This is a genomic window from Lysinibacillus fusiformis (genome assembly GCF_003049525.1).
Taxonomy (GTDB): Bacteria; Bacillota; Bacilli; order Bacillales_A; family Planococcaceae; genus Lysinibacillus; species Lysinibacillus fusiformis.
In genome coordinates this window covers 830,188-850,088 of the sequence record NZ_PYWL01000001.1, presented here as the reverse complement: position 1 = coordinate 850,088, position 19,901 = coordinate 830,188, and the positions used below count along the sequence as shown (strand labels likewise).

Here is a 19,901-nt window from a genome sequence, read left to right as displayed (position 1 = left end):
CAAAATAGAAAGGAGGAGCTCGTCATGTGGAAATATACAGCAAGAAGAATTGTTGAAATGATACCGATTTTAATTGTTATTTCAATATTAACGTTTTTATTTATTCATTTCATACCAGGAGATCCTGCGCGATTAGTAGCGGGTAAGGATGCCACGATCGAGGATGTTGAAAACGTACGTCATGAATTGGGTCTTGATAAGCCTATTTTAAAACAGTATGTAGACTATATGAAAAATCTAATGACGGGTGAACTTGGCACGTCCTTAACAACAGGTCTACCTGTGATTGATATGTTTAAAACAAGGTTTATGCCCTCTCTTCAGCTTACCTTTCTCTCGATGTTTTGGGCTACATTAATAGGTTTAATGATTGGCGTTTTTTCTGCCATCAATAAAAATAAATGGCCTGATTATTTCGGAATGGTAACAGCGGTTTCTGGCATATCGATTCCTGGATTTTGGTTGGGACTATTACTAATTCAATTATTTTCAGTACAGCTAGGGCTATTCCCAACAGGAGGGCTAGATGGTTTCTCTAGTTATATTTTACCTTCCCTAACTTTAGGGGCAGGTATTATGTCAATGATTGCACGATTTACTCGATCTTCTATGCTCGAAACGTTACAGGCTGATTTTATAAGAACTGGGAGAGCAAAAGGTCTGAAGGAACACTCTGTCATAGTGACCCATGCTTTACGAAACTCTTTAATCTCTGTAGTGACGGTCGCCGGCCTACAATTTGGTTTTCTACTAGGGGGTTCAGTGGTAGTCGAGACCGTTTTTAGCTTTCCCGGGATGGGGCGTCTTCTAATCGACTCGATTGCATTCCGAGACTATCCTGTTATTCAGTCAGCTCTATTATTATTTGCGTTTGAATTTATTTTAGTAAATTTAATCGTAGATGTGCTTTATACAGTGTTAAATCCTAAAATTCAATTAGATTCTTAAGGGAGGGAACAGGATGACTTCACCAACTACGGTGCAAAATAGCCAAGTGCAAAAAACACAAAGGAAATACTCTCCTCTTAAGGAATTTTGGAAGTCTTTTAAAAAGCAAAAGGCTGCATTGTTAGCAAGCATCTTTATAGGGTTGCTAATTGTAATTGCTATCATTGGTCCATATATTGCACCCTATGATCCGTTTGAACCAAACTATGATGCCTTATTAGAAGGACCAAGTGCCAGTCATTTAGCGGGAACAGACGAATATGGTCGGGATATTTTTAGTCGTTTAATTGTAGGGGCAAAAATCTCCTTAATGGTAAGCTTTAGCGCGGTATTTTTGGGCTTAATACTAGGGACTATTTTAGGTTTAATTAGCGGTTACTTTGGTGGTTGGATAGACAAAGTTATTATGCGTAGCTGTGATGTATTGTTTTCATTTCCTGATTTATTGCTAGCCATTGCCATTGTCGCATTACTTGGTCCTGGGATTAATAATGTGATCATCGCTGTCATGATTTTTAGTGTGCCATCCTTTGCACGCTTAGTACGTGGCGCTACATTGAATGCGAAAGAAAATGTATATGTAGAAGCCGCACAATCAATGGGGGCCTCCCATGTAAGAGTGCTGTGGAAGCATATTTTCCCTGAAACGATTAGTGAACTAATTATTTTTGTCACAATGCGTATAGGAACAGCTATTTTAGCAGCTTCTGGCTTAAGTTTTTTAGGCTTAGGTGCGAGTCCTGAAATGCCCGAGTGGGGAGTAATGTTAAGTAGTGGACGAGACTACTTAGGAACATCTTCTCATGTAGTCATCATGCCAGGAATAGCTATATTTTTAACCGTACTAGCATTTAACTTAATAGGCGATGGATTACGAGATGTATTAGATCCGAAAATTAAAAATAATTAAGGAGAATGCCTATGACAGAACATGTATTACGAGTAACAGATTTAGAAACGTCCTTTATGCGTGATAAAACAGAGATCAAGATATTAAGAGGTGTCAATTTTTCGATTCGTAAAGGCGAGATATTGGGCTTAGTTGGAGAATCAGGCAGTGGGAAAAGCTTAACGTCTTTATCTATTATGCAATTATTTCATGGAACTACAGGCAAAATTGTCAATGGCTCTATTCATTTTAATGGGGAAGATTTGACCAAAATGTCTGAATCCGATATTCGGAAAATTCGTGGAAAACAAATGGCGATGATCTTTCAAGAGCCTATGACCTCTTTAAATCCCGTTTTAAAAATTGGTAAGCAGTTAATGGAAGCAATTGAGATGCATTTGAAGCTGCCAAAAGGTGAAAGTAAACATCATGCCATTCAAATGTTAAAGAGTGTAGGAATAGGAAGAGCCGAAGAAATCATTCATGAATATCCACATCAGCTATCAGGGGGGATGCGGCAGAGAGTGATGATTGCTATGGCGATGGCCTGCCATCCCAATCTACTTATTGCTGACGAACCAACTACTGCACTAGATGTTACGATACAAGCGCAAATTTTAGAGTTAATGAAAAAGTTAAAGGAAGAAAATGAAACAGCTATTTTATTAATCACACATGATTTAGGTGTTGTGGCCGAAATGTGCGATAAAGTGGTCGTGATGTACGCAGGGCAGGTTGTAGAGGAAGCAGATGTATTTGAATTATTTGCAAGCCCTAAGCATCCTTATACGAAAGGCTTAATTGCATCTGTGCCAAAAATTGGTGAAAAAAAGGAAGTATTAGATTCTATCAGTGGTCATGTACCATCTCCGCAACATATGCCGATTGGTTGTAAATTTGCTCCGCGCTGTCATCAAGTGATGTCTATATGTCATCAGGAATGTCCACCGACAGTGGAAATTTCAGCTACTCGCCAATGTAGCTGCTGGCTATATGTGAAAAAGGATGTGGAAATCAATGCCTAACAGTATATTAAAAGTGGAGAATTTAAAAAAGAGCTTTCAAATTGCGGGTGGGTTATTTCAAAAGAGACAACATGTTAATGCTGTAATAGATGTTTCCTTTGAAATAGAAGAAGGGACAACATTTAGTTTAGTTGGAGAGAGTGGTTGCGGGAAATCAACAACTGGCAGGCTAATCACTAGATTAATAGAGCCGTCAAGTGGAAGTATCGTTGTCGATGGAAAAGAAGTGGCTACTGCCAAGCAATCTGAATTAAAGCATCTAAGAAAAACTGTCCAAATGATTTTTCAAGATCCTTATGCCTCCTTAAATCCAAGAATGAAAGTAAAAGAATTAGTTGGTGAACCGCTAGAAATTCATACAAAGCTATCAAAAGCCGAGCGTGAAAAGCTAGTACTCGAAATGCTTGAAGTAGTTGGCTTGAATGCTGATCATGCTGATCGTTATGCACATGAATTTAGTGGTGGACAAAGACAGCGTTTAGGGATTGCACGTGCTTTAATTACAAAACCTAAAATCATTATTGCTGATGAGCCTGTGTCTGCATTGGATGTTTCTATACAATCACAAATTTTGAATCTATTAAAGCAATTGCAGCAAGAATATAAAATATCCTATCTTTTTATTTCACATGATTTAAGTGTTGTAGAGCATATTAGTCATTATATTGGTGTCATGTATTTAGGAACAATCGTAGAAATCGGAAAAAAAGAAGCGATCTTTAATGATCCTAAGCATCCGTATACACAAGCCCTTATTGCCTCTGTACCGATTGCAGACCCAATGTTAAGAAAGAAAAAGAAAGTGTTGATAGGTGATATTCCAAATCCTAAAAATCCACCAAGCGGTTGTACCTTCCATACAAGATGTCCCTTTGCAGCAGATATATGTAAGCAAAAGATTCCGGAAATGAAAAAAATTAACGAAGAGCAAAGTGTAGCTTGTCACTTTGTCAATTGAAAAGGAGAGATGTTTTAAATGAAAGTAGGCTTAAGCACATACAGTATGGTCAAAAAAATGAAGCAGGGGGAAATGAGTGTTCTGGATGTTTTGCAATGGGTAGCGGACAATGGTGGTCAGCATGTAGAGTTAGTGCCCTATGAATTCACAGTAGTAGATAATGATGAGCTCGCCACTCAAATAAAAGAGAAAGCGGCTGAGCTAGGATTGGAGTTATCTGCCTACTCATTACCCGCAAACTTTATTCATGAGACTGAGGAAGCCTTTTTTGAAGAAGTGGAGCGCTTAAAGAAACACGTAGATGTTGTACATCGTATGGGTATCAAAATTATGCGCCATGACGTTACACTTTTTACTTTACCAAAGGAGCAAACAACCATCCATTATTACAATGAACATTTTGATGAAATGGTAAGGGGCTGTCAATTGCTTGCAGATTATGCGAAACAATTCAATATCACCACAACTATTGAAAATCATGGCTTTAATGTTCAAACAAGTGATCGTGTACAACAATTAATTCAAGCCGTTAACAGAGACAATTTTAAAACTACATTAGATATCGGGAATTTTTTATGTATAGATGAAGAGCCTCTTATTGGTGTTATGAAAAATATATCCTATGCCGCTACCGTGCATTTTAAAGATTTTTATATTCGCCCTTATTTTGAAAATCCCGGTGATGGCGAATGGTTCCGTACAGTTCATAACAATTACATCCGAGGAGCAATTGTCGGACATGGTGATATTAATATTCGAGAAATTATAAAGCTTGTCAAAGGCTATGGATACGATGGTTATATTACAGTGGAGTTTGAAGGTATGGAGGATTGTCAGGTTGGTTCAAAAATAGGAATGGATAATGTTCGTCGTTTATGGGATGAATGTAAGCTTTAAGGAGGGAAGAACATGGACAAATTAAAAGTTTGTGTAATCGGAACAGGCTCTATTTCGGATTATCATTTAGGCTCTTATATGAAAAATCCATCAGTTGAGTTATATGGTGTGTATGATACTTCTATTGAGAGGGGGAAAGCAAAAGCTGCTCAATTTGGAGCCACTCATGTTTTCTCTTCTAAAGAGGCATTATTTGCAGATAAAAATGTAGAAGCTGTCAGTATTTGTACATGGAATAATACACATGCAGAGCTAGCCATTCTCGCTTTAGAAAATGATTTACATGTACTTATTGAAAAACCCTTATCTATGACTTATGCGGAGGCATTAAACATCCAAAAGGTTGCCGGAAAACATCGTAAAGTATTTCAGGTCGGCTATGTAAGACGTTTTGCAACGAACACAAAGGTGCTGAAACAGTTCATAGATGATAATAAATTAGGGGATATTTATTATGCGAAAGCTTCTTGCTTAAGAAGATTAGGTAATCCAGGAGGTTGGTTTGCAGAAATCGATAAATCTGGTGGTGGCCCATTAATAGATTTAGGGGTCCATGTTATTGATATATGCTGGTACTTAATGGGGAGGCCGAAAGTGAAGCGTGTAACAGGTCACACCTATAATCAATTAGGAAATAGAAATCATATTGAACATTTATCTTTTTATAAAGCGGCAGACTATGATGCTACTAAAAATACAGTTGAGGACTTAGCGAACGCCCTTATAACATTTGAGAACGGGGCTTCATTAATGGTGGATGTTTCCTATACGCTACATGCTATAAAAGATGAAATGAGCATTAAGTTATATGGCACAAATGGGGGAGCAGAGCTAGAGCCTGAGCTGAAAATTGTCAGCGAGGAGCATAATACCATTTTAAATATTCATCCTCAAATTAATGATCTATCCTTTGATTTTGTAACAGCCTTTCAGAATGAAATCAATACGTTTGTTGATTGCTGTCTTCACCAATATGATTCAGTGGCACCTGTTGAGGATGGGGTAGAAATTATGAAGATTTTAGAGGGGATTTATATTTCTGCAAGACAAGGAAAGGAAGTCGTATATTAAAATGGTGAAATTGAACAATAGAATTGGTGTGATTGTAGACAGCTTTAGATTGCCTATTCGTGAGGGATTGCTAAAAGCGAAAGAGGTCGGTGCACAAGGTGTTCAAATGTACGCAGTTTCAGGTGAGCTAGTTCCGGACCATTTAAATGCTATACAAAGAGCTGAATTGAAGCAATATATTGTAGATTTAGGGCTCGAAATTTCAGCATTATGTGGAGATTTGGGAGGACATGGCTTTCAAGATAAACATGAAAATGAATGGAAAATAAAAAAATCGAAGGATATTATGCAATTGGCAAAAGATCTTGGTACATCGATTGTTACGACTCATATTGGGATCATTCCTGAAGATGAGAATGATCCAATCTATCAAACTATGCTAGAAGCATGTGAAGAATTAGGGCAATTTGCTACATCACTAGATGCTTATTTTGCAATTGAAACAGGACCAGAGACGAGTCAAACATTAAAGAAATTTTTAGATAAACTATCCACGGATGGTGTATCAGTTAATTTTGATCCTGCCAATATGGTAATGGTAACCAAGGATGATCCTGTGGCGGGAGTGAAGCTTTTAAGAAATTATATTGTACATACACATGTGAAGGATGGCATTCAATTACAGCAAACGAATCCAAAAGACGTGTATGGGTACTTAGGATACGATTCTGGAACATCTCATGATAAGATAGAAGAAATGGTGGAAAATGGGGATTTCTTTAGAGAGCTTCCACTAGGTCAGGGAGATGTCAATTTCGAGCTTTATTTTTCAGCTTTACAAGAAATCGGATACAATGGCTATTTAACTATTGAACGAGAAGTGAGATCAAATCCCGAAAAAGACATCAGAGAGGCTGTACAATTCATAGAAATGTTTAAATAGGGGATGAATCTAATTTGAAAAAGCAAGATCAAGTACAAATGAGAAGACAAAATAAGTATATTGTGCTTGACGCAATTAGGCAGATGGCACCGATTTCAAGAATTCAATTATCAAAGTATACAAAAATGAGTCCTACGACTATTACTCGTATTGTGCAGGAGCTAGAAGCGGAAGGCTTTATACTTGAAGGGGTTTCAGAGGAAACTGCCATTGGTAGACGGCCAACATTAATTCATATGCGTGAAGATGCTTTATATACTATAGGGATCGAGATAGATTGCTTTACAATTCGACTTGGTATATTAGATTTTTTAGGAAAACTGATCGCTTTTCAGGAAATCAAATGCAGCATAAAGCATCGTTATGAGGAAGCAATCCATCTATTAAAAAGCTCCATAGCGACTATTATGTCAGAATATCAGATTGCTCAGGAGAAATTATTAGGCATTGGAATAGGGGTACCAGGTGTCATTAATAACGAAGAAGGGATTATAGTTTCTTCTGAGCAATTAAAGTGGGAAAACTGCCGTATAGGAGAGGACCTAAATGGTGTTTTTGATTGTGAAGTCATCGTAGATAATGAATTGAAAATGCAAATCATTGCAGAAATTGGTGATATCTATACGCCTCTTTATTCAAATTGTATTTTAGTAGGGATGGGAACGGGCGTCGGAGCATCGATATTACTAAACGGAGAAGTGTATCGTGGCATTCAAAACAAAGCGGGAGAAATAAGTCATATAACGATTAATCCCTTTGGTGAAATGTGTCACTGTGGAAAACGAGGGTGCTTGTCGATGTATATTTCAGAAATGACCTTACTCAATAGAACGCCTAAAAATCTAAATATTCAATCAATAGAAGAGGTTTTACAGTGTGTGGATCGAGGCGAACAATGGGCAGTGGACATTCAACAAGATGTAGCTACATATCTAGCCATTGCTATCAATAATTTGGTGTGTTTATATGAACCGGAAGCCGTTATTGTTAGCGGTGAAATTATTGAGCACAATGTAACATTTCAAAAACTTCTTAGTGAAAAATGCAAACAATATATATGGAAAGAACTACAACCTCATTTTGTTTTACAGTTTTCAAACCAATTAAAAGAGGGCGTGGTCAAAGGAGCAGCATTACAGGCACAAAAGCAACTGCTGTCTGTTTAAAGAAAGGTTGGTTGATTCGTGGCTTACTCAGAATTTTTGAAAGAGTACCGTTCAGGATTAATGGAAAATGTGCATTATGGACAAATGAGTGCTGTGAATCTAGCGAAGGAAGAATTCGTTTCAGTTGGTCAAGATTATGAGCCTGTGTATTTTCGTTCTGCAGCAAAACCATTTCAAGCCATTCCAATTTTCATGACTGATTTTATAGAAAAGTATGAGATAACTTCAACGGAAAGTGCATTATTTTTGGCATCGCAAAGAGGTGAAATATACCATCAAGAGGCATTGACCTCTTTGCTGGAGAAAATTCCTGTTGGTGAAAATGATCTAATTTGTGCAGCGTCATATCCGCTTAACGAAGAACCAAAAACACTCTATATTCAACAAGGATTCCAAAAAAGGAAGCTACTTCATAATTGCGCAGGTAAGCATTTAGGATTTTTAACTGCTTGTCTGGCGAATGGCTATAATTTTCAACAGTATTGTCATCCAGATCATCCATTACAGCAAATGATAAAAAAATACATTGCTTATTTAAGTGACTATGATGAGGGAAAAATTCGCACAGGAATAGACGGTTGTGGCGCACCTGTTTTTGCGATTCCACTAAAAAATATGGCGATAGCCTATTTAAAGCTAGCACGGCCAGAATTGATTGATGATGATCAAGTTCGTGAGGCGGTAAAAAAGCTTACGACAGTTATGAATCAAGAAAATCAAATTATCGCAGCTGAAAATTTTATTTGTACAGCATTATTAAAAGATCCTAATATTGTAGCAAAGGGTGGAGCTCAGGGTGTATATTGTTTTGCTCTACGAAACGAAGGGGTAAGCTTTGCCCTGAAAATTATGAATGGCTCAGAAAGTCCATGGCCAAATGTAATTGCTTCTGTGTTAGAACAAATTCAGTATTCAAATGTTGAAACAATTGAGCGAATAAAAGCATTATCGCCTTCCTTTGTGCGAAATGACGCAGGGCATGAGGTAGGCGAAATCGTTTCCACAATTAAAATCGTATAGAGGTGAAGGCACTTGTATGTTTTGGCAATTGACGGTGGTGGAACGAAGACAATTGCTACCATCTCTACATTCAGTGGGCAAGTAATAGCCCTCGCAAAAACGGGTAAAAGTAACCCTACATCCATGAACATCGAGCAATTTACGCAGACGATAACAGAACTTATAAATCAATTGAAGAGTCAACAACCTCTCCATTTTCATCAACTAACAAAATGCCATGCAGGACTTTCTGGTGTGACAGAAAATAATAATGAGGACATTACACAGACATTATTAACGTCGCTTTTACCAAAGGGCTGTCAATTAACTTTATCAAATGATGGATTGAATGCACTGTATGCAGGGACATTAGGTCAACCTGGCATTGTTCAAATATCGGGTACAGGTGCGATTACATTAAGTATAGATTCAACTGGAAGAATTGAGCGGACAGCAGGATGGGGTTATATATTTGATGATGAGGGCAGTGGCTATGATATAGGTATTCGAACATTAAAGGCGATTTTTAAAGAATTTGATAAAAGAGGTCCAGAAACGATATTAACGGGCGCTGTATTAGCCTATTTTCAAGTGCAATCTGTGCCACAAATCATTGAAATTGTATATGGTGAAGGGCATCCACGAGATATAATTGCTCCGTTAAGTAAAGTAGCGATAGAGTGCACAAAACGTGGAGATATAGTAGCAAATACTATTATAGATGAAGTGTGCCATATTTTTTATCAAAGTATCGATGCTTGTTACAAAAAAAATCCATTCTTCGCTGAACGTGTAAAAGTCGTGTTAGCAGGTGGAGTTTTTAAGGAATTGCCATTATTTATTGAAAAACTAGCTGTGCTGGATAAAAAGTATAGCAATCAATATGACTTTATGGGTGCTTCCAGCTTACCGGTAGGTGGTGCCGCGTTAGCCGCATTAAAATTACCTAGTAAGGAAGCTGAAATATTTATAGATCAATATAATGAGAGTATTCATGAGTTTTTAAATGAAGATGAATCCCCCAGCAAGTAGAGAATATCCTTCTCTACTTGCATTTAGTTAATCTCCTCTTTTAAACATATACCCCTTATAGGATTTATGAATAATCATGACAATTCCCATTAGCATGAAATTTGACAATAGTGAACTACCCCCATAGCTTAAGAAAGGTAAAGTAACTCCAGTGACTGGTAAAAGTCCAAGTGTCATGCCAATATTTTGAGTAATTTGGAAGGCTAATAAGCTTGATATCCCTGCGCCCATTAATGTCATAAAAGGGTCTTTTGCTTCAACAGAAATAAGAACAATTCTGTAGATGACAAAAAACAGTAAAGCAATGACAAATGCCCCGCCAGCAAACCCTAATTCCTCGGCAATTGCAGAAAAAATAAAATCAGTATGCTTCTCTGGCACATAAACATTATTATTCAGATAGCCCTTCCCGAAAAATTCCCCCGACCCGATGGCTAAAAAGCCTTGGCGAACCTGAAACGAAGAATCTATGTAATCATAAGGCTGTAGCCACCCATAAATACGAGATACTTGATGTCCTGATAGGGCACCTAAAATTTTTTCTGTAAAAAAATCATTAAATCTGACATAAAGTACTACAACTGTACTGATTAAAACTAGAGGTATGGCCGTAAATACAATCAGTAATTTCCTATGTATGCCTGAAAAAAATAACATGGGTAGAATCATTGCCATGTATAACATAACCATGCCTGTGTCGGGTTGTTTATAAACAAGGAGCGAAGGGGGAAGGACAATAAGTCCAATTTTCACAAAAAGCCATAAATCAGCTAGATAGGAAGGACGTGCATTTTTCTCTTGATGAGAGATAATGATTTTACTCACAACAATTAAAAAGGCAAATTTTAAAAACTCCGATGGCTGAAGAGAACCTAGAAAGGGTATTTGATACCAAGATTTAGCCTCGTTTATCGTCCGTGCAATACTCTCTGGTGCTACTATGAGTCCAGCAGTTAACGCTACCGCTAATCCATAAAATGGCCATCCAATCTTTTTTAATTGTTCAATATCAAGTAAAGAAATCCCAAACATGATTATAAATCCAATAAGATAAAAGATAAATTGCTTAACAATGAAGGAACTGGCATATTGTCCGAAATTGACACTGCTAGAATGGACAAAAAGGCAGCTAAAACCTCCAAGTAAAAAGAGGCTCACAACTAAACTTCCATCCAATTTCTTAAGCTGCGACAAATGTAACACCTTCTTTCTATAGTTACTACTATAAACGCTGGTAATGTGTGGAAGGTTGCAACTATTTGTATGATGTAAATAAGGGATGATGGTATGAATCAATTTGTGCGGTAAATTACCTATTTGGGGCTGGTGAATGGGCATAATTTCTTAATTCTTCGTCTAATCTTTACAAAAACATAACACTGGCTTTATATCTTCATACTATCATTATTGGTAAGAGTTGGAGGAGGAGCCAGAGATCATGCATTTTTTTCGTTTCATAAAGGTGAAGGACAAGTTACTTGTACTTATGATTGTTTGTGTATTATCGAATGTATTGCTAGGTGTATTTAGTGTGGATTATTTAAGGAAAATGTCGTGGCATGCAAGTGAGAGTTACAAACAGGGTCTTGTTCCAATTGGGTGGCTAAATGAGCTGGAAGAATCGCAACGTCAGTTAGATTTTATCGTCGATTCTGATGGCAATTATACAGGAATGTCTTCCATTTTAAAAGACGTGGATAAGCCGTTAGACCATTTAAAAAGCCAAGAAATTGATAAAAAAATGAGTCATCAAATTAATAAGTATAAGTCCTTACTAGGGAAGCAGAGAGAATTGATTGAGGGCTACCAGCAATTGACCCAAAGTGAACAAGAGAAATTTTATTCGCAGACGTTTCTACCATTAAGTCAGGAAATTCATACATTATTAGAAGAAACACAAAACTATCTTATTCAACGAGCAAAAGACCAACAACAGTCCTATCAAGAAGATGTTCAATTTGGTTATTGGTTGCTTGGTGGTGTGTGTTTAACAGTTGTGATGCTAGTTATTATTATAGGATTTATAGCAACAAAAGCGGTCAATGTCCCTACACGGCAATTAAAATCATTATTAAAACAGGCTGAACAGGGTGATTTCACTGCCAATGCAAGTTATGTGGCCCATGATGAGCTTGGTGAGGTAGTGCTATCTTACAATCAAATGGTCACAGAAGTGAAACGTTTGCTCCATACAGTTACGGACAGTGCCTACGAAGTGGAGGAAATGACCGGGAAATTGCAGGAGTCCTCGGAGGAATCTTCAACAACGACATTGAAAATAGCAAAAGATGTACAGTCTATTTCAGATTCAACGGCAGCGTCTACTGATAAATTGGCTTCCAATACATCATCTTTAGAAGAAGTTTTAAATGATGTACAAGTTATATTAGAAAAAATTCAAATTGTAGAAAACTTCGCTCATAAAACAGCTCGAGATGCGGAAAGCGGAACTGAAATTGTGCAAGCCAATTTAGCACAAATGCAGACAATTAAGCAAGCTGTAGAGAAATCCAATACAGCCATCTTTAATTTAGTCGAACGAGCATCATCAATCGATCAAATGATTGAGGTCATTGAAAAAATAACAGCACAAACAAATCTATTAGCGTTAAATGCATCGATTGAAGCGGCAAGAGCGGGCGAGCATGGCAAGGGATTTGCGGTAGTAGCGAACGAGGTACGCAAGCTTGCAGAGCAAACTGTTCATTCAACGCAAACTATTACGTCCATTGTACAAAACATTCATCTAGATTCAAGCTATGCAGTACAGATGATGGAGGGTGTGCTTATGGCAACCGAAAAAGGAGTTGCTGTAACAGGACAAACGGCCTCTAGTTTTGATCAGATTTTAGAAAAAGTACATACAATCAAGCCTTATATTATGGAAGTCTCTTCTACAGTCCAAGAAATTGCCAATCATACAAAAACGGTTAGTGAGGATGCGGTTATGCTGACATCGTTATCTGATACGAATACTGTATCGACGAAGCATGTTGCTGCATTAACAGCCGATCAATTAACAGCACAGCAACAATTCCACAATTATATTAAAGAATTACGAAAGGTATCGAAAGTGCTACAAATAGCCGTTAAACGTTTTTCAATATAATTTAGTCCTTCATATTTTAATGGCTATAGAATCTTCTTTGCAAAGTTAGCAAAGGGGATTCTTTTTTATTTGCTCTAATAACTTGTTGGATGGGAGTTTCAATATATGTCCTCTGCGAGTGTACAAATGTATTTGATATATTTTTGTAGCACAATAATTTAAAATGTTCATATACTGAGAAGTAAGGGATAGTATGTTTCTTTTATGAATATTTTTAATATAATTGTTGTATTTTCAAAACGAACACATTATAATGAATTTCATTGAAAGTGTTATTAAATCAATGTTTATTAATATATTTTTGTACTTTCGGTAAGTACAATTGTTCACATGTGGAGGTTTTGAGAAATGAAAAAAATTATGGTTACCGGAGCACTTGGTCAAATTGGTTCTGAGCTTGTAGAAAAACTTCGTAGTATTTATGGAGAGGACAATATACTTGCTACTGACATTAGAAAGCTTGACCATACTGAGGGCCCGTTTGAGATATTGGACGTTACAGATGGACAAAGAATGCATGATTTAGCAAAGGACTTTGGTGCTGATACAATGATGCATTTAGCAGCACTATTATCAGCTACAGCTGAAAGAAATCCTTTGTTGGCTTGGAATTTAAATATGGGTGGATTAATGAATGCTTTGGAAGTTTCACGAGAGTTAAATATGCAATTCTTCACACCAAGCTCAATAGGGGCATTCGGACCATCTACACCGAAGGAAGACACACCTCAGGATACATTGCAACGCCCGACAACTATGTATGGTGTTAATAAAGTGGCTGGCGAATTATTATGTGATTATTACTTCAGCCGTTTTGGAGTAGATACACGTGGTGTCCGTTTCCCAGGTTTAATTTCTTATGTAACACCTCCTGGTGGTGGTACAACTGATTATGCGGTAGAGATTTTCTACGAAGCGATTGAACAAGGTAAGTATACATCTTATATTCAAGAAGGTACGTATATGGATATGATGTACATGCCAGATGCTTTACAGGCAATTGTTGATTTAATGGAAGCCGATGGTAGTAAGCTTGTTCACCGTAATGCTTTTAATATAACAGCAATGAGTTTTGAACCATCGCAAATTGCAGCTGAAATAAAAAAACATTTACCGAACTTTACAATGAACTATCAGGTTGACCCAGTTCGTCAGGCAATAGCAGATAGCTGGCCAAACTCAATAAATATTGAAGCGGCACAAAAAGAGTGGGGCTTTAAAGCAGAGTACGATTTGTCAAAAATGACGGTAGATATGTTAGAAAAGCTAAAAATTAAACTGCATAAAAGAGCGATTTCATAATAGCGACTGAACGGATGATGTGATAGACTTCATCCGTTTTTTTATGAAATAAATGGGGGATATATATTCTTCAGCAGACATTACATCATTAGTGTAAGTTGAAGAGCGATTTCCAGTTTAGGAAATCGCTCTTTCAGGTTTAAATTATTTATTTAACATATGAAAAACTTGCTCAACGTCCTTATCGCCACGACCTGAGATATTAATAATAATAATTTCATCAGTTGTAAGAGTAGGCGCTAGTTTTAGTGCATGGGCAACTGCATGAGAGCTTTCGAGTGCAGGAATAATACCTTCTACCTTCGAGAGCACCTGAAATGCCTCTAGGACTTCTTCATTTGTCACGGTAACATACTCTGCACGACCAATTGTTTTTAAGTGACTGTGCTCAGGTCCCGCACCTGGGTAATCTAACCCTGCGGCAATCGAGTATGTTGGTAGAGGGTTTCCCTCTGCGTCCTGTAGCACTAAGCATTTGAAGCCGTGTAGTTCTCCAGGCGTTCCTTCGTTAAGTGTAGCAGCTTGATCTGGCTCTATTCCGATAAGACGAACATTTTTATCAGCAATAAACTCTGCGAATGCCCCTATAGCATTACTTCCACCGCCAACACAGGCTAGGACAGCGGTTGGTAGTTTTCCTTCTTTCTCCAAAATTTGTTCGCGGCTTTCGCGGCTAATAACTGATTGGAAATGTTTAACCATTGAGGGGAATGGGTGCGGCCCAACAGCAGAGCCCAATAAATAAAATGTCGTTTCGTAGTTTGCCACCAAATCAGCGAATGCTTCATCAACGGCATCCTTTAAACGTCCTTGCCCCTTATCAACAGCTACTACCTTTGCTCCAAGAAGCTCCATTCGAAATACATTTAATGCCTGACGTTTAGTATCCTCTAACCCCATATAAATAGTACAATCCATCCCGAACATGGCACAGGCAGTAGCGGTTGCCACACCGTGTTGACCTGCACCAGTTTCAGCAATAACGCGATTTGCTCCCATACGTTTTGCTAATAAAATTTGACCCAATACATTATTGATTTTATGTGAGCCCGTATGGTTAAGATCCTCACGCTTTAAATAAATTTTTGCGCCAGCCAATTGCTTTGTTAAATTTTCTGCAAAATAAAGGGGGGATTTGCGACCGACATATTCATGGAAATAATAATTCAATTCTGTATTAAAGTCTGCATCCTCTTTGAATTTTTGGAAGTTTTCATCCAAAATAGTTAATACATGCTGAAGCTCCTCTGGAACGAAGCTTCCACCAAATTCTCCGAAATATCCTTTATTCTCTGCTACTGTACTCATCTTTCCTCGACTCCTCTACGCTCATTTTTTCATAAAAAAAAGCCACTCCAATCCTCTGTAAAAAGGACGAGTAACCGTGGTGCCACCTTTATTCGCAATTGATGCGCGCTTTCTAACTCCGATAACGGGGAGCAAATCGGCCTTACATTGGATTAAGGCTGCTCTGAAGTCCATTCACAAGTATGTACTACTGGTTTACACCGACCACCAGCTCTCTTTAAGTAACGATGCTTGCTACTATTCTTCTTCTTCGCATTTATTAGAAAGAATTGTAGAATGTTTTCAGAATATTGTCAAGAAAAAAAGACGAATCTCGTAAGACTCGTCTATTCAATCATCTCTTTAAAGTGAAGGCGTTTATTGAGTATATACATAATAGGTGCACCAACCGCTAAGACAACGAATTCACCTGCCGCCACCGTGAGCCAAGTCCAAAAGAATGGTAGCTCTAGGGCTAAATTCAATTCAAAGGCGATTATAAACATTGTGCATGTAAATAAAAATGTATTGATGATTAAACGTGCCCAAATATGTTTAACAAATTTACAAATCAAAATGAACAAACCCAATGTAATCATAGAATGTCCAACACCAAATACTAAGTCGTAGATACCGAGTGGTGAAAAGATATTAGAAATAAATACCCCTATTATGATACCAACGGCAAAGCGTGGATTAAAGGCCACTAAATGGTTGAAAATTTCAGATACACGGAACTGCACCTCTGTAAAACCAAATGGTGCAACAAGCATCGTCACAGCAATGTAAAGAGCTGCAATAATACCACTTGCTGCTAAAAATTTTATTTTCATATTCATTTCTCCTTAGTTTTTTTTCGTGGGATGGTTACGAACCACGGTGCTTTCACACAAGTCAATATTTTATTATACATATCTAGCAGAAGTCAAATGTCAGACTTTTGTCAATATGACTAAATTCGCAAAATTGTCATAAATATTTTTTACTATTTTTTAAAAAGGAATCCAATAACGTAAATAGCGTAGTTTAGCGGTTTAAAGCGCCAAATTAAATGAAATGCTAAATTTTTTTGTGAAATATAAAAGTCAGAACATTCATAATGTTGTTGACGGAGCTCAATAATAACGATAATATAGCGATACATTCACACTTTGTTTGGATAAAGTGTGGTAGATATTCGAGAACTTAATCGGGGGGATTAATGGTGAAGAGCAATGTCAAAAAGCTTTCATTCCTACTCTTTGGATTAGTATTACTACTTGCTGCTTGTGGTAGTGGTGGGACTAGTTCAACAGAATCAAAAGGGAACGAAACGAATAACGCAAGTGACAGCGGGAACACAGATGATAAAACATATAAAATCGGAATTACGCAAATTGTAGAGCACCCTTCTTTAAATGCAGCGACGGAAGGCTTTAAAAAGGCGATTGAAGATGCAGGTTTAAAAGTTGAGTATGATCCACAAATCGCACAAGGCGATAATAGTCTTAACACAACGATTGCTAACAATCTAGTAAGTGCAAACGTAGATTTAATATTTGCTAACTCTACACCTTCTGCACAGGCCGCGGCAACAGCAACAAGTGATATTCCAATTATCTTTACTTCTGTAACAGATGCTGTAGGTGCTCAGCTCATAGAATCGATGGAGAAGCCAGGGAAAAATGTTACAGGTACTATCGATTTACATCCTGAAACGATTTCTAAAACGGTTGCATTTTTAAAAGAGCTAGGTGCTAAAAACATTGGTATGGTCTACAACGCTGGTGAGCAAAACTCTGTAGCACAGGTGAAGGAAGTAAAAAAAGTAATGGCTGAGCAAGGTCTTGAGGTTAAAGAGGCTTCAGCTGCAACTTCTGCAGAGGTAAAACAAGCAACTGAATCTTTAATCGGTAAAGTCGATGCACTCTATATTATTACGGACAATACAGTAGTCTCTGCTTTAGAGTCTGTCATCGATGTAGCAAATGCCAATAAATTGCCTTTAATAGTAGGGGAGCTTGACTCTGTGGCGCGAGGCGGTTTAGCTGCGTATGGTTTTGAATATTCCGACATTGGGTATGAGGCTGGGCAAATGGCAGTGAAAATTTTAAAAGGTGAAGCAACACCTGCTGAAACGCCAGCGCAATATCCACAAAATCTAAAGCTATTAATTAATAAAAAAGTAGCAGATGATTTAGGGATTGAAATTAAAGATTCTTGGGGTGCAGAACTTCTAGAAAAATAACTTGAAGCGGGGGAACCATCCCCGCTTTATCTTCATTTACCAGCAGTAGAATAATAAAGAGATTTAGGAGATGATTCAACGATGTTTTTAGCATTATTTGGCGCAGTGGAGCAAGGAATCATCTATGCAATTATGGCACTTGGTGTGTATTTAACATTTCGGGTGTTAGATTTTCCGGATTTAACGGTTGATGGAAGCTTTGTAACAGGGGCGGCGACAGCAGCAACGATGGTTTTGCTTGGCTACCACCCAATCTTAGCGACTTTAGTGGCAATTGTTGCTGGATTTATTGCTGGATGTATGACAGGAATCCTTCACACAAAAGGGAAGATAAACCCACTATTATCAGGGATTTTAATGATGATTGCCTTATATTCGATTAACCTACGGATCATGGGGTTAACTGCAGAAAATACGATAGGTCGTCCAAATATTCCATTACTAAACTCTGAAACGATATTTTCAAAGTTTCAAGCGTTTTGGAGTAATTTAGGGATAGATGATGCTCTCAACAGCCTATTAAAAGGTATGGGGATTCAGCAAGTACCAGGTACTTGGAGTGTACTAATTGTCATTGTAATTATTACAATTTTAATAAAATTAGTGGCAGATTGGTTCTTAAAAACAGAGGTTGGGCTTGCTATTCGGGCTACTGGTGATAATAAACGAATGATTCGCAGCTTCTCAGCCAATACAGATACACTCATTATTTTAGGGCTAGGACTTTCCAACGCACTTGTCGCATTTTCTGGAGCTTTAATCGCACAATATTCGAAGTTTGCTGATGTAAGTATGGGAATTGGTATGATTGTGATCGGGCTTGCATCTGTCATTATCGGGGAAGCTATTTTTGGTACAAAGACCATTATTCGTACCACTTTTGCAGTCATCGCTGGAGCTATTATTTATCGTATTATTTTAGCTTTAGCTTTACGTGTAGACTTCCTGGATTCAGGAGATATGAAATTAATTACAGCTATCATTGTCATTTTGGCGTTGATCTTGCCTCAATTTATTAACAAACGTAAGGAACGTAAACGTAAGGCTAAACGGGCTGCTGAACTTACGCAAATCAAACAAGTAGAGCAAGGAGGAAAAGGTCTTGCTTAAATTACACGGTATAAATAAGGTGTTCAATGAAGGGACACCGGATGAAAAGATCGCTCTAGCAGAAATTAACCTACATTTAAAGCCTGGTGATTTTGTTACTATTATTGGGAGTAATGGGGCAGGTAAATCAACGATGATGAATATGATTTCTGGCGCCCTAACACCAGATTTCGGCACGGTTTCGATTGATGGTAACAATGTTACTCATTTGCCTGAGTATAAGCGCTCGCAATTTATAGGTCGTGTTTTCCAGGATCCAATGGCGGGGACAGCACCTGCTATGACGATTGAGGAGAATTTAGCACTAGCCTATTCCCGTAATAAGAGTAGAGGATTGCGAAGAGGTGTAGACAAAAAACGTCGTGAGTTTTTTATTGAATCGTTAGAGATGCTTGGATTAAATTTAGAAAACCGACTTTCTGCAAAGGTTGGCTTACTTTCCGGAGGGGAACGTCAAGCTTTGTCTCTGTTAATGGCCACTTTTACAAAACCATCTATATTATTGTTAGATGAGCATACGGCTGCGCTTGATCCATCACGTGCTGAATTGATCACCCGTATTACAAAGTATTTAGTAGAAAAAGATCAGTTAACGACATTGATGGTTACACATAATATGCAACAAGCTTTAGATTTAGGGAATCGCCTAATTATGATGGATAAAGGTCAAATTATTTTAGAAGTTGGGGAAGATCGTAAGCATGAATTAACGATACCTGATTTAATGGCTGAATTTGAACGCATTCGTGGTGAGAAAATGAATTCGGACCGTGCTTTATTAGGATAAAGGTATATCGTTCATACATTCATATGAGTGTCAGACTATAGGCAAACTCAATGACATTTGGGTTTGCCTATAGTTTTTTCATTTACAATGATGTGAGGGTCGAGCTGCCTCCCTCGCTCCGTTCATCTATATAAATGGTTGAGAAAGATGCTGTTGAGGTGACTCTCAAATATTTAAACATAGAAAAAGCCTCACTTGATAAAAGTGAGAC

Annotated in this window: 18 protein-coding genes, 1 riboswitch and 1 other annotated feature; of the genes, 15 read left to right on the top strand and 3 right to left on the bottom strand. The window is 37.7% G+C overall.

Translation table 11 applies throughout. The features are described 5' to 3' along the window. The first annotated feature begins 24 nt into the window (after positions 1 to 24). Genes nikB through C9J29_RS03985 form a run of 10 tightly spaced genes read left to right on the top strand, consistent with a single transcriptional unit; the run spans position 25 to position 9,868 of the window. Positions 25 to 948: a nickel ABC transporter permease gene (nikB, locus tag C9J29_RS04030; RefSeq protein ID WP_036145195.1), complete on the top strand. Its 924-nt coding sequence runs from the start codon at positions 25 to 27 to the stop codon at positions 946 to 948. A 13-nt stretch (positions 949 to 961) separates the two neighbouring features. After that, on the top strand, positions 962 to 1,858 hold the full coding sequence (locus C9J29_RS04025; RefSeq protein ID WP_008176071.1) for an ABC transporter permease: 897 nt from the start codon (positions 962 to 964) through the stop codon (positions 1,856 to 1,858). 11 nt (positions 1,859 to 1,869) lie between these two features. Continuing rightward, complete coding sequence (locus C9J29_RS04020; RefSeq protein ID WP_043990077.1) at positions 1,870 to 2,862, top strand: ABC transporter ATP-binding protein; 993 nt, start codon at positions 1,870 to 1,872, stop codon at positions 2,860 to 2,862. Continuing rightward, the gene (locus tag C9J29_RS04015; protein ID WP_096363482.1) at positions 2,855 to 3,820 is read left to right on the top strand and encodes an ABC transporter ATP-binding protein; all 966 of its coding nucleotides are present in this window, start codon (positions 2,855 to 2,857) and stop codon (positions 3,818 to 3,820) included. Before C9J29_RS04020 ends, C9J29_RS04015 begins: the two co-directional genes overlap by 8 nt. A gap of 18 nt (positions 3,821 to 3,838) precedes the next feature. After that, the gene (locus tag C9J29_RS04010) at positions 3,839 to 4,717 is read left to right on the top strand and encodes a sugar phosphate isomerase/epimerase family protein (RefSeq protein ID WP_008176066.1); all 879 of its coding nucleotides are present in this window, start codon (positions 3,839 to 3,841) and stop codon (positions 4,715 to 4,717) included. Positions 4,718 to 4,729: 12 nt separating this feature from the next. Then, entirely contained in the window at positions 4,730 to 5,788 is a 1,059-nt protein-coding gene (locus tag C9J29_RS04005) for a Gfo/Idh/MocA family protein (RefSeq protein ID WP_008176065.1), read from the top strand. 1 nt (position 5,789) lies between these two features. Further along, positions 5,790 to 6,671, top strand: a complete 882-nt coding sequence (locus C9J29_RS04000; protein WP_008176063.1) for a sugar phosphate isomerase/epimerase family protein — start codon at positions 5,790 to 5,792, stop codon at positions 6,669 to 6,671. A 14-nt stretch (positions 6,672 to 6,685) separates the two neighbouring features. Beyond that, positions 6,686 to 7,837, top strand: coding sequence for an ROK family transcriptional regulator (locus C9J29_RS03995; protein WP_090002471.1), 1,152 nt, complete (start codon positions 6,686 to 6,688; stop codon positions 7,835 to 7,837). A gap of 18 nt (positions 7,838 to 7,855) precedes the next feature. Further along, positions 7,856 to 8,857 carry an asparaginase gene (locus C9J29_RS03990; protein WP_008176060.1) on the top strand — a complete coding sequence of 334 codons (1,002 nt, stop codon included), beginning with the start codon at positions 7,856 to 7,858 and terminating at the stop codon, positions 8,855 to 8,857. Between the two features lie 12 nt (positions 8,858 to 8,869). Next, positions 8,870 to 9,868 (top strand): N-acetylglucosamine kinase, encoded by a 999-nt coding sequence (locus tag C9J29_RS03985; protein ID WP_090002473.1) that lies wholly within the window; start codon positions 8,870 to 8,872, stop codon positions 9,866 to 9,868. 27 nt (positions 9,869 to 9,895) lie between these two features. Here C9J29_RS03985 and C9J29_RS03980 read toward each other — a convergent pair whose 3' ends face one another. Next, entirely contained in the window at positions 9,896 to 11,071 is a 1,176-nt protein-coding gene (locus C9J29_RS03980) for an FtsW/RodA/SpoVE family cell cycle protein (protein WP_237068737.1), read from the bottom strand. Positions 11,072 to 11,306: 235 nt separating this feature from the next. Here C9J29_RS03980 and C9J29_RS03975 point away from each other — a divergent pair, with 235 nt between their 5' ends. Further along, the gene (locus C9J29_RS03975; RefSeq protein WP_090002477.1) at positions 11,307 to 12,977 is read left to right on the top strand and encodes a HAMP domain-containing methyl-accepting chemotaxis protein; all 1,671 of its coding nucleotides are present in this window, start codon (positions 11,307 to 11,309) and stop codon (positions 12,975 to 12,977) included. 348 nt (positions 12,978 to 13,325) lie between these two features. Continuing rightward, a complete protein-coding gene (locus C9J29_RS03970) occupies positions 13,326 to 14,279 on the top strand; it encodes an L-threonine 3-dehydrogenase (protein WP_008176053.1) in 954 nt (317 codons plus the stop codon). A 144-nt stretch (positions 14,280 to 14,423) separates the two neighbouring features. On the opposite strand, the gene trpB is transcribed toward C9J29_RS03970, so the two are convergent. Next, positions 14,424 to 15,587, bottom strand: coding sequence for a tryptophan synthase subunit beta (trpB, locus tag C9J29_RS03965; RefSeq protein ID WP_008176051.1), 1,164 nt, complete (start codon positions 15,585 to 15,587; stop codon positions 14,424 to 14,426). 59 nt (positions 15,588 to 15,646) lie between these two features. After that, positions 15,647 to 15,847, bottom strand: a binding site (T-box leader). Positions 15,848 to 15,913: 66 nt separating this feature from the next. Then, on the bottom strand, positions 15,914 to 16,399 hold the full coding sequence (locus C9J29_RS03955; protein WP_008176048.1) for a QueT transporter family protein: 486 nt from the start codon (positions 16,397 to 16,399) through the stop codon (positions 15,914 to 15,916). Positions 16,400 to 16,405: 6 nt separating this feature from the next. Further along, a riboswitch (PreQ1 riboswitch) is annotated at positions 16,406 to 16,450 on the bottom strand. A gap of 320 nt (positions 16,451 to 16,770) precedes the next feature. On the opposite strand from C9J29_RS03955, the gene C9J29_RS03950 reads away from it, so the two are divergent. From C9J29_RS03950 to C9J29_RS03940, 3 genes are all read left to right on the top strand, one after another. Beyond that, entirely contained in the window at positions 16,771 to 17,793 is a 1,023-nt protein-coding gene (locus C9J29_RS03950; RefSeq protein WP_164908777.1) for an ABC transporter substrate-binding protein, read from the top strand. 81 nt (positions 17,794 to 17,874) lie between these two features. Next, a complete protein-coding gene (locus C9J29_RS03945) occupies positions 17,875 to 18,903 on the top strand; it encodes an ABC transporter permease (protein WP_008176042.1) in 1,029 nt (342 codons plus the stop codon). Further along, positions 18,896 to 19,690 carry an ABC transporter ATP-binding protein gene (locus C9J29_RS03940; RefSeq protein ID WP_008176041.1) on the top strand — a complete coding sequence of 265 codons (795 nt, stop codon included), beginning with the start codon at positions 18,896 to 18,898 and terminating at the stop codon, positions 19,688 to 19,690. The genes C9J29_RS03945 and C9J29_RS03940 overlap by 8 nt, the downstream gene beginning before the upstream one ends. The last annotated feature ends 211 nt before the right edge of the window (positions 19,691 to 19,901 follow it).

Bases quoted from the DNA above. Each gene is read 5' to 3' on its own strand.
- C9J29_RS04000 (WP_008176063.1), top strand. From the start codon at position 5,790: ATGGTGAAATTGAACAATAGAATTGGTGTGATTGTAGACAGCTTTAGA.
- C9J29_RS04010 (WP_008176066.1), top strand. From the start codon at position 3,839: ATGAAAGTAGGCTTAAGCACATACAGTATGGTCAAAAAAATGAAGCAG.
- C9J29_RS04020 (WP_043990077.1), top strand. From the start codon at position 1,870: ATGACAGAACATGTATTACGAGTAACAGATTTAGAAACGTCCTTTATG.
- C9J29_RS03975 (WP_090002477.1), top strand. From the start codon at position 11,307: ATGCATTTTTTTCGTTTCATAAAGGTGAAGGACAAGTTACTTGTACTT.
- nikB (WP_036145195.1), top strand. From the start codon at position 25: ATGTGGAAATATACAGCAAGAAGAATTGTTGAAATGATACCGATTTTA.
- C9J29_RS03945 (WP_008176042.1), top strand. From the start codon at position 17,875: ATGTTTTTAGCATTATTTGGCGCAGTGGAGCAAGGAATCATCTATGCA.
- C9J29_RS04015 (WP_096363482.1), top strand. From the start codon at position 2,855: ATGCCTAACAGTATATTAAAAGTGGAGAATTTAAAAAAGAGCTTTCAA.
- C9J29_RS04025 (WP_008176071.1), top strand. From the start codon at position 962: ATGACTTCACCAACTACGGTGCAAAATAGCCAAGTGCAAAAAACACAA.
- C9J29_RS03970 (WP_008176053.1), top strand. From the start codon at position 13,326: ATGAAAAAAATTATGGTTACCGGAGCACTTGGTCAAATTGGTTCTGAG.
- C9J29_RS03955 (WP_008176048.1), bottom strand. From the start codon at position 16,399: ATGAAAATAAAATTTTTAGCAGCAAGTGGTATTATTGCAGCTCTTTAC.
- trpB (WP_008176051.1), bottom strand. From the start codon at position 15,587: ATGAGTACAGTAGCAGAGAATAAAGGATATTTCGGAGAATTTGGTGGA.
- C9J29_RS04005 (WP_008176065.1), top strand. From the start codon at position 4,730: ATGGACAAATTAAAAGTTTGTGTAATCGGAACAGGCTCTATTTCGGAT.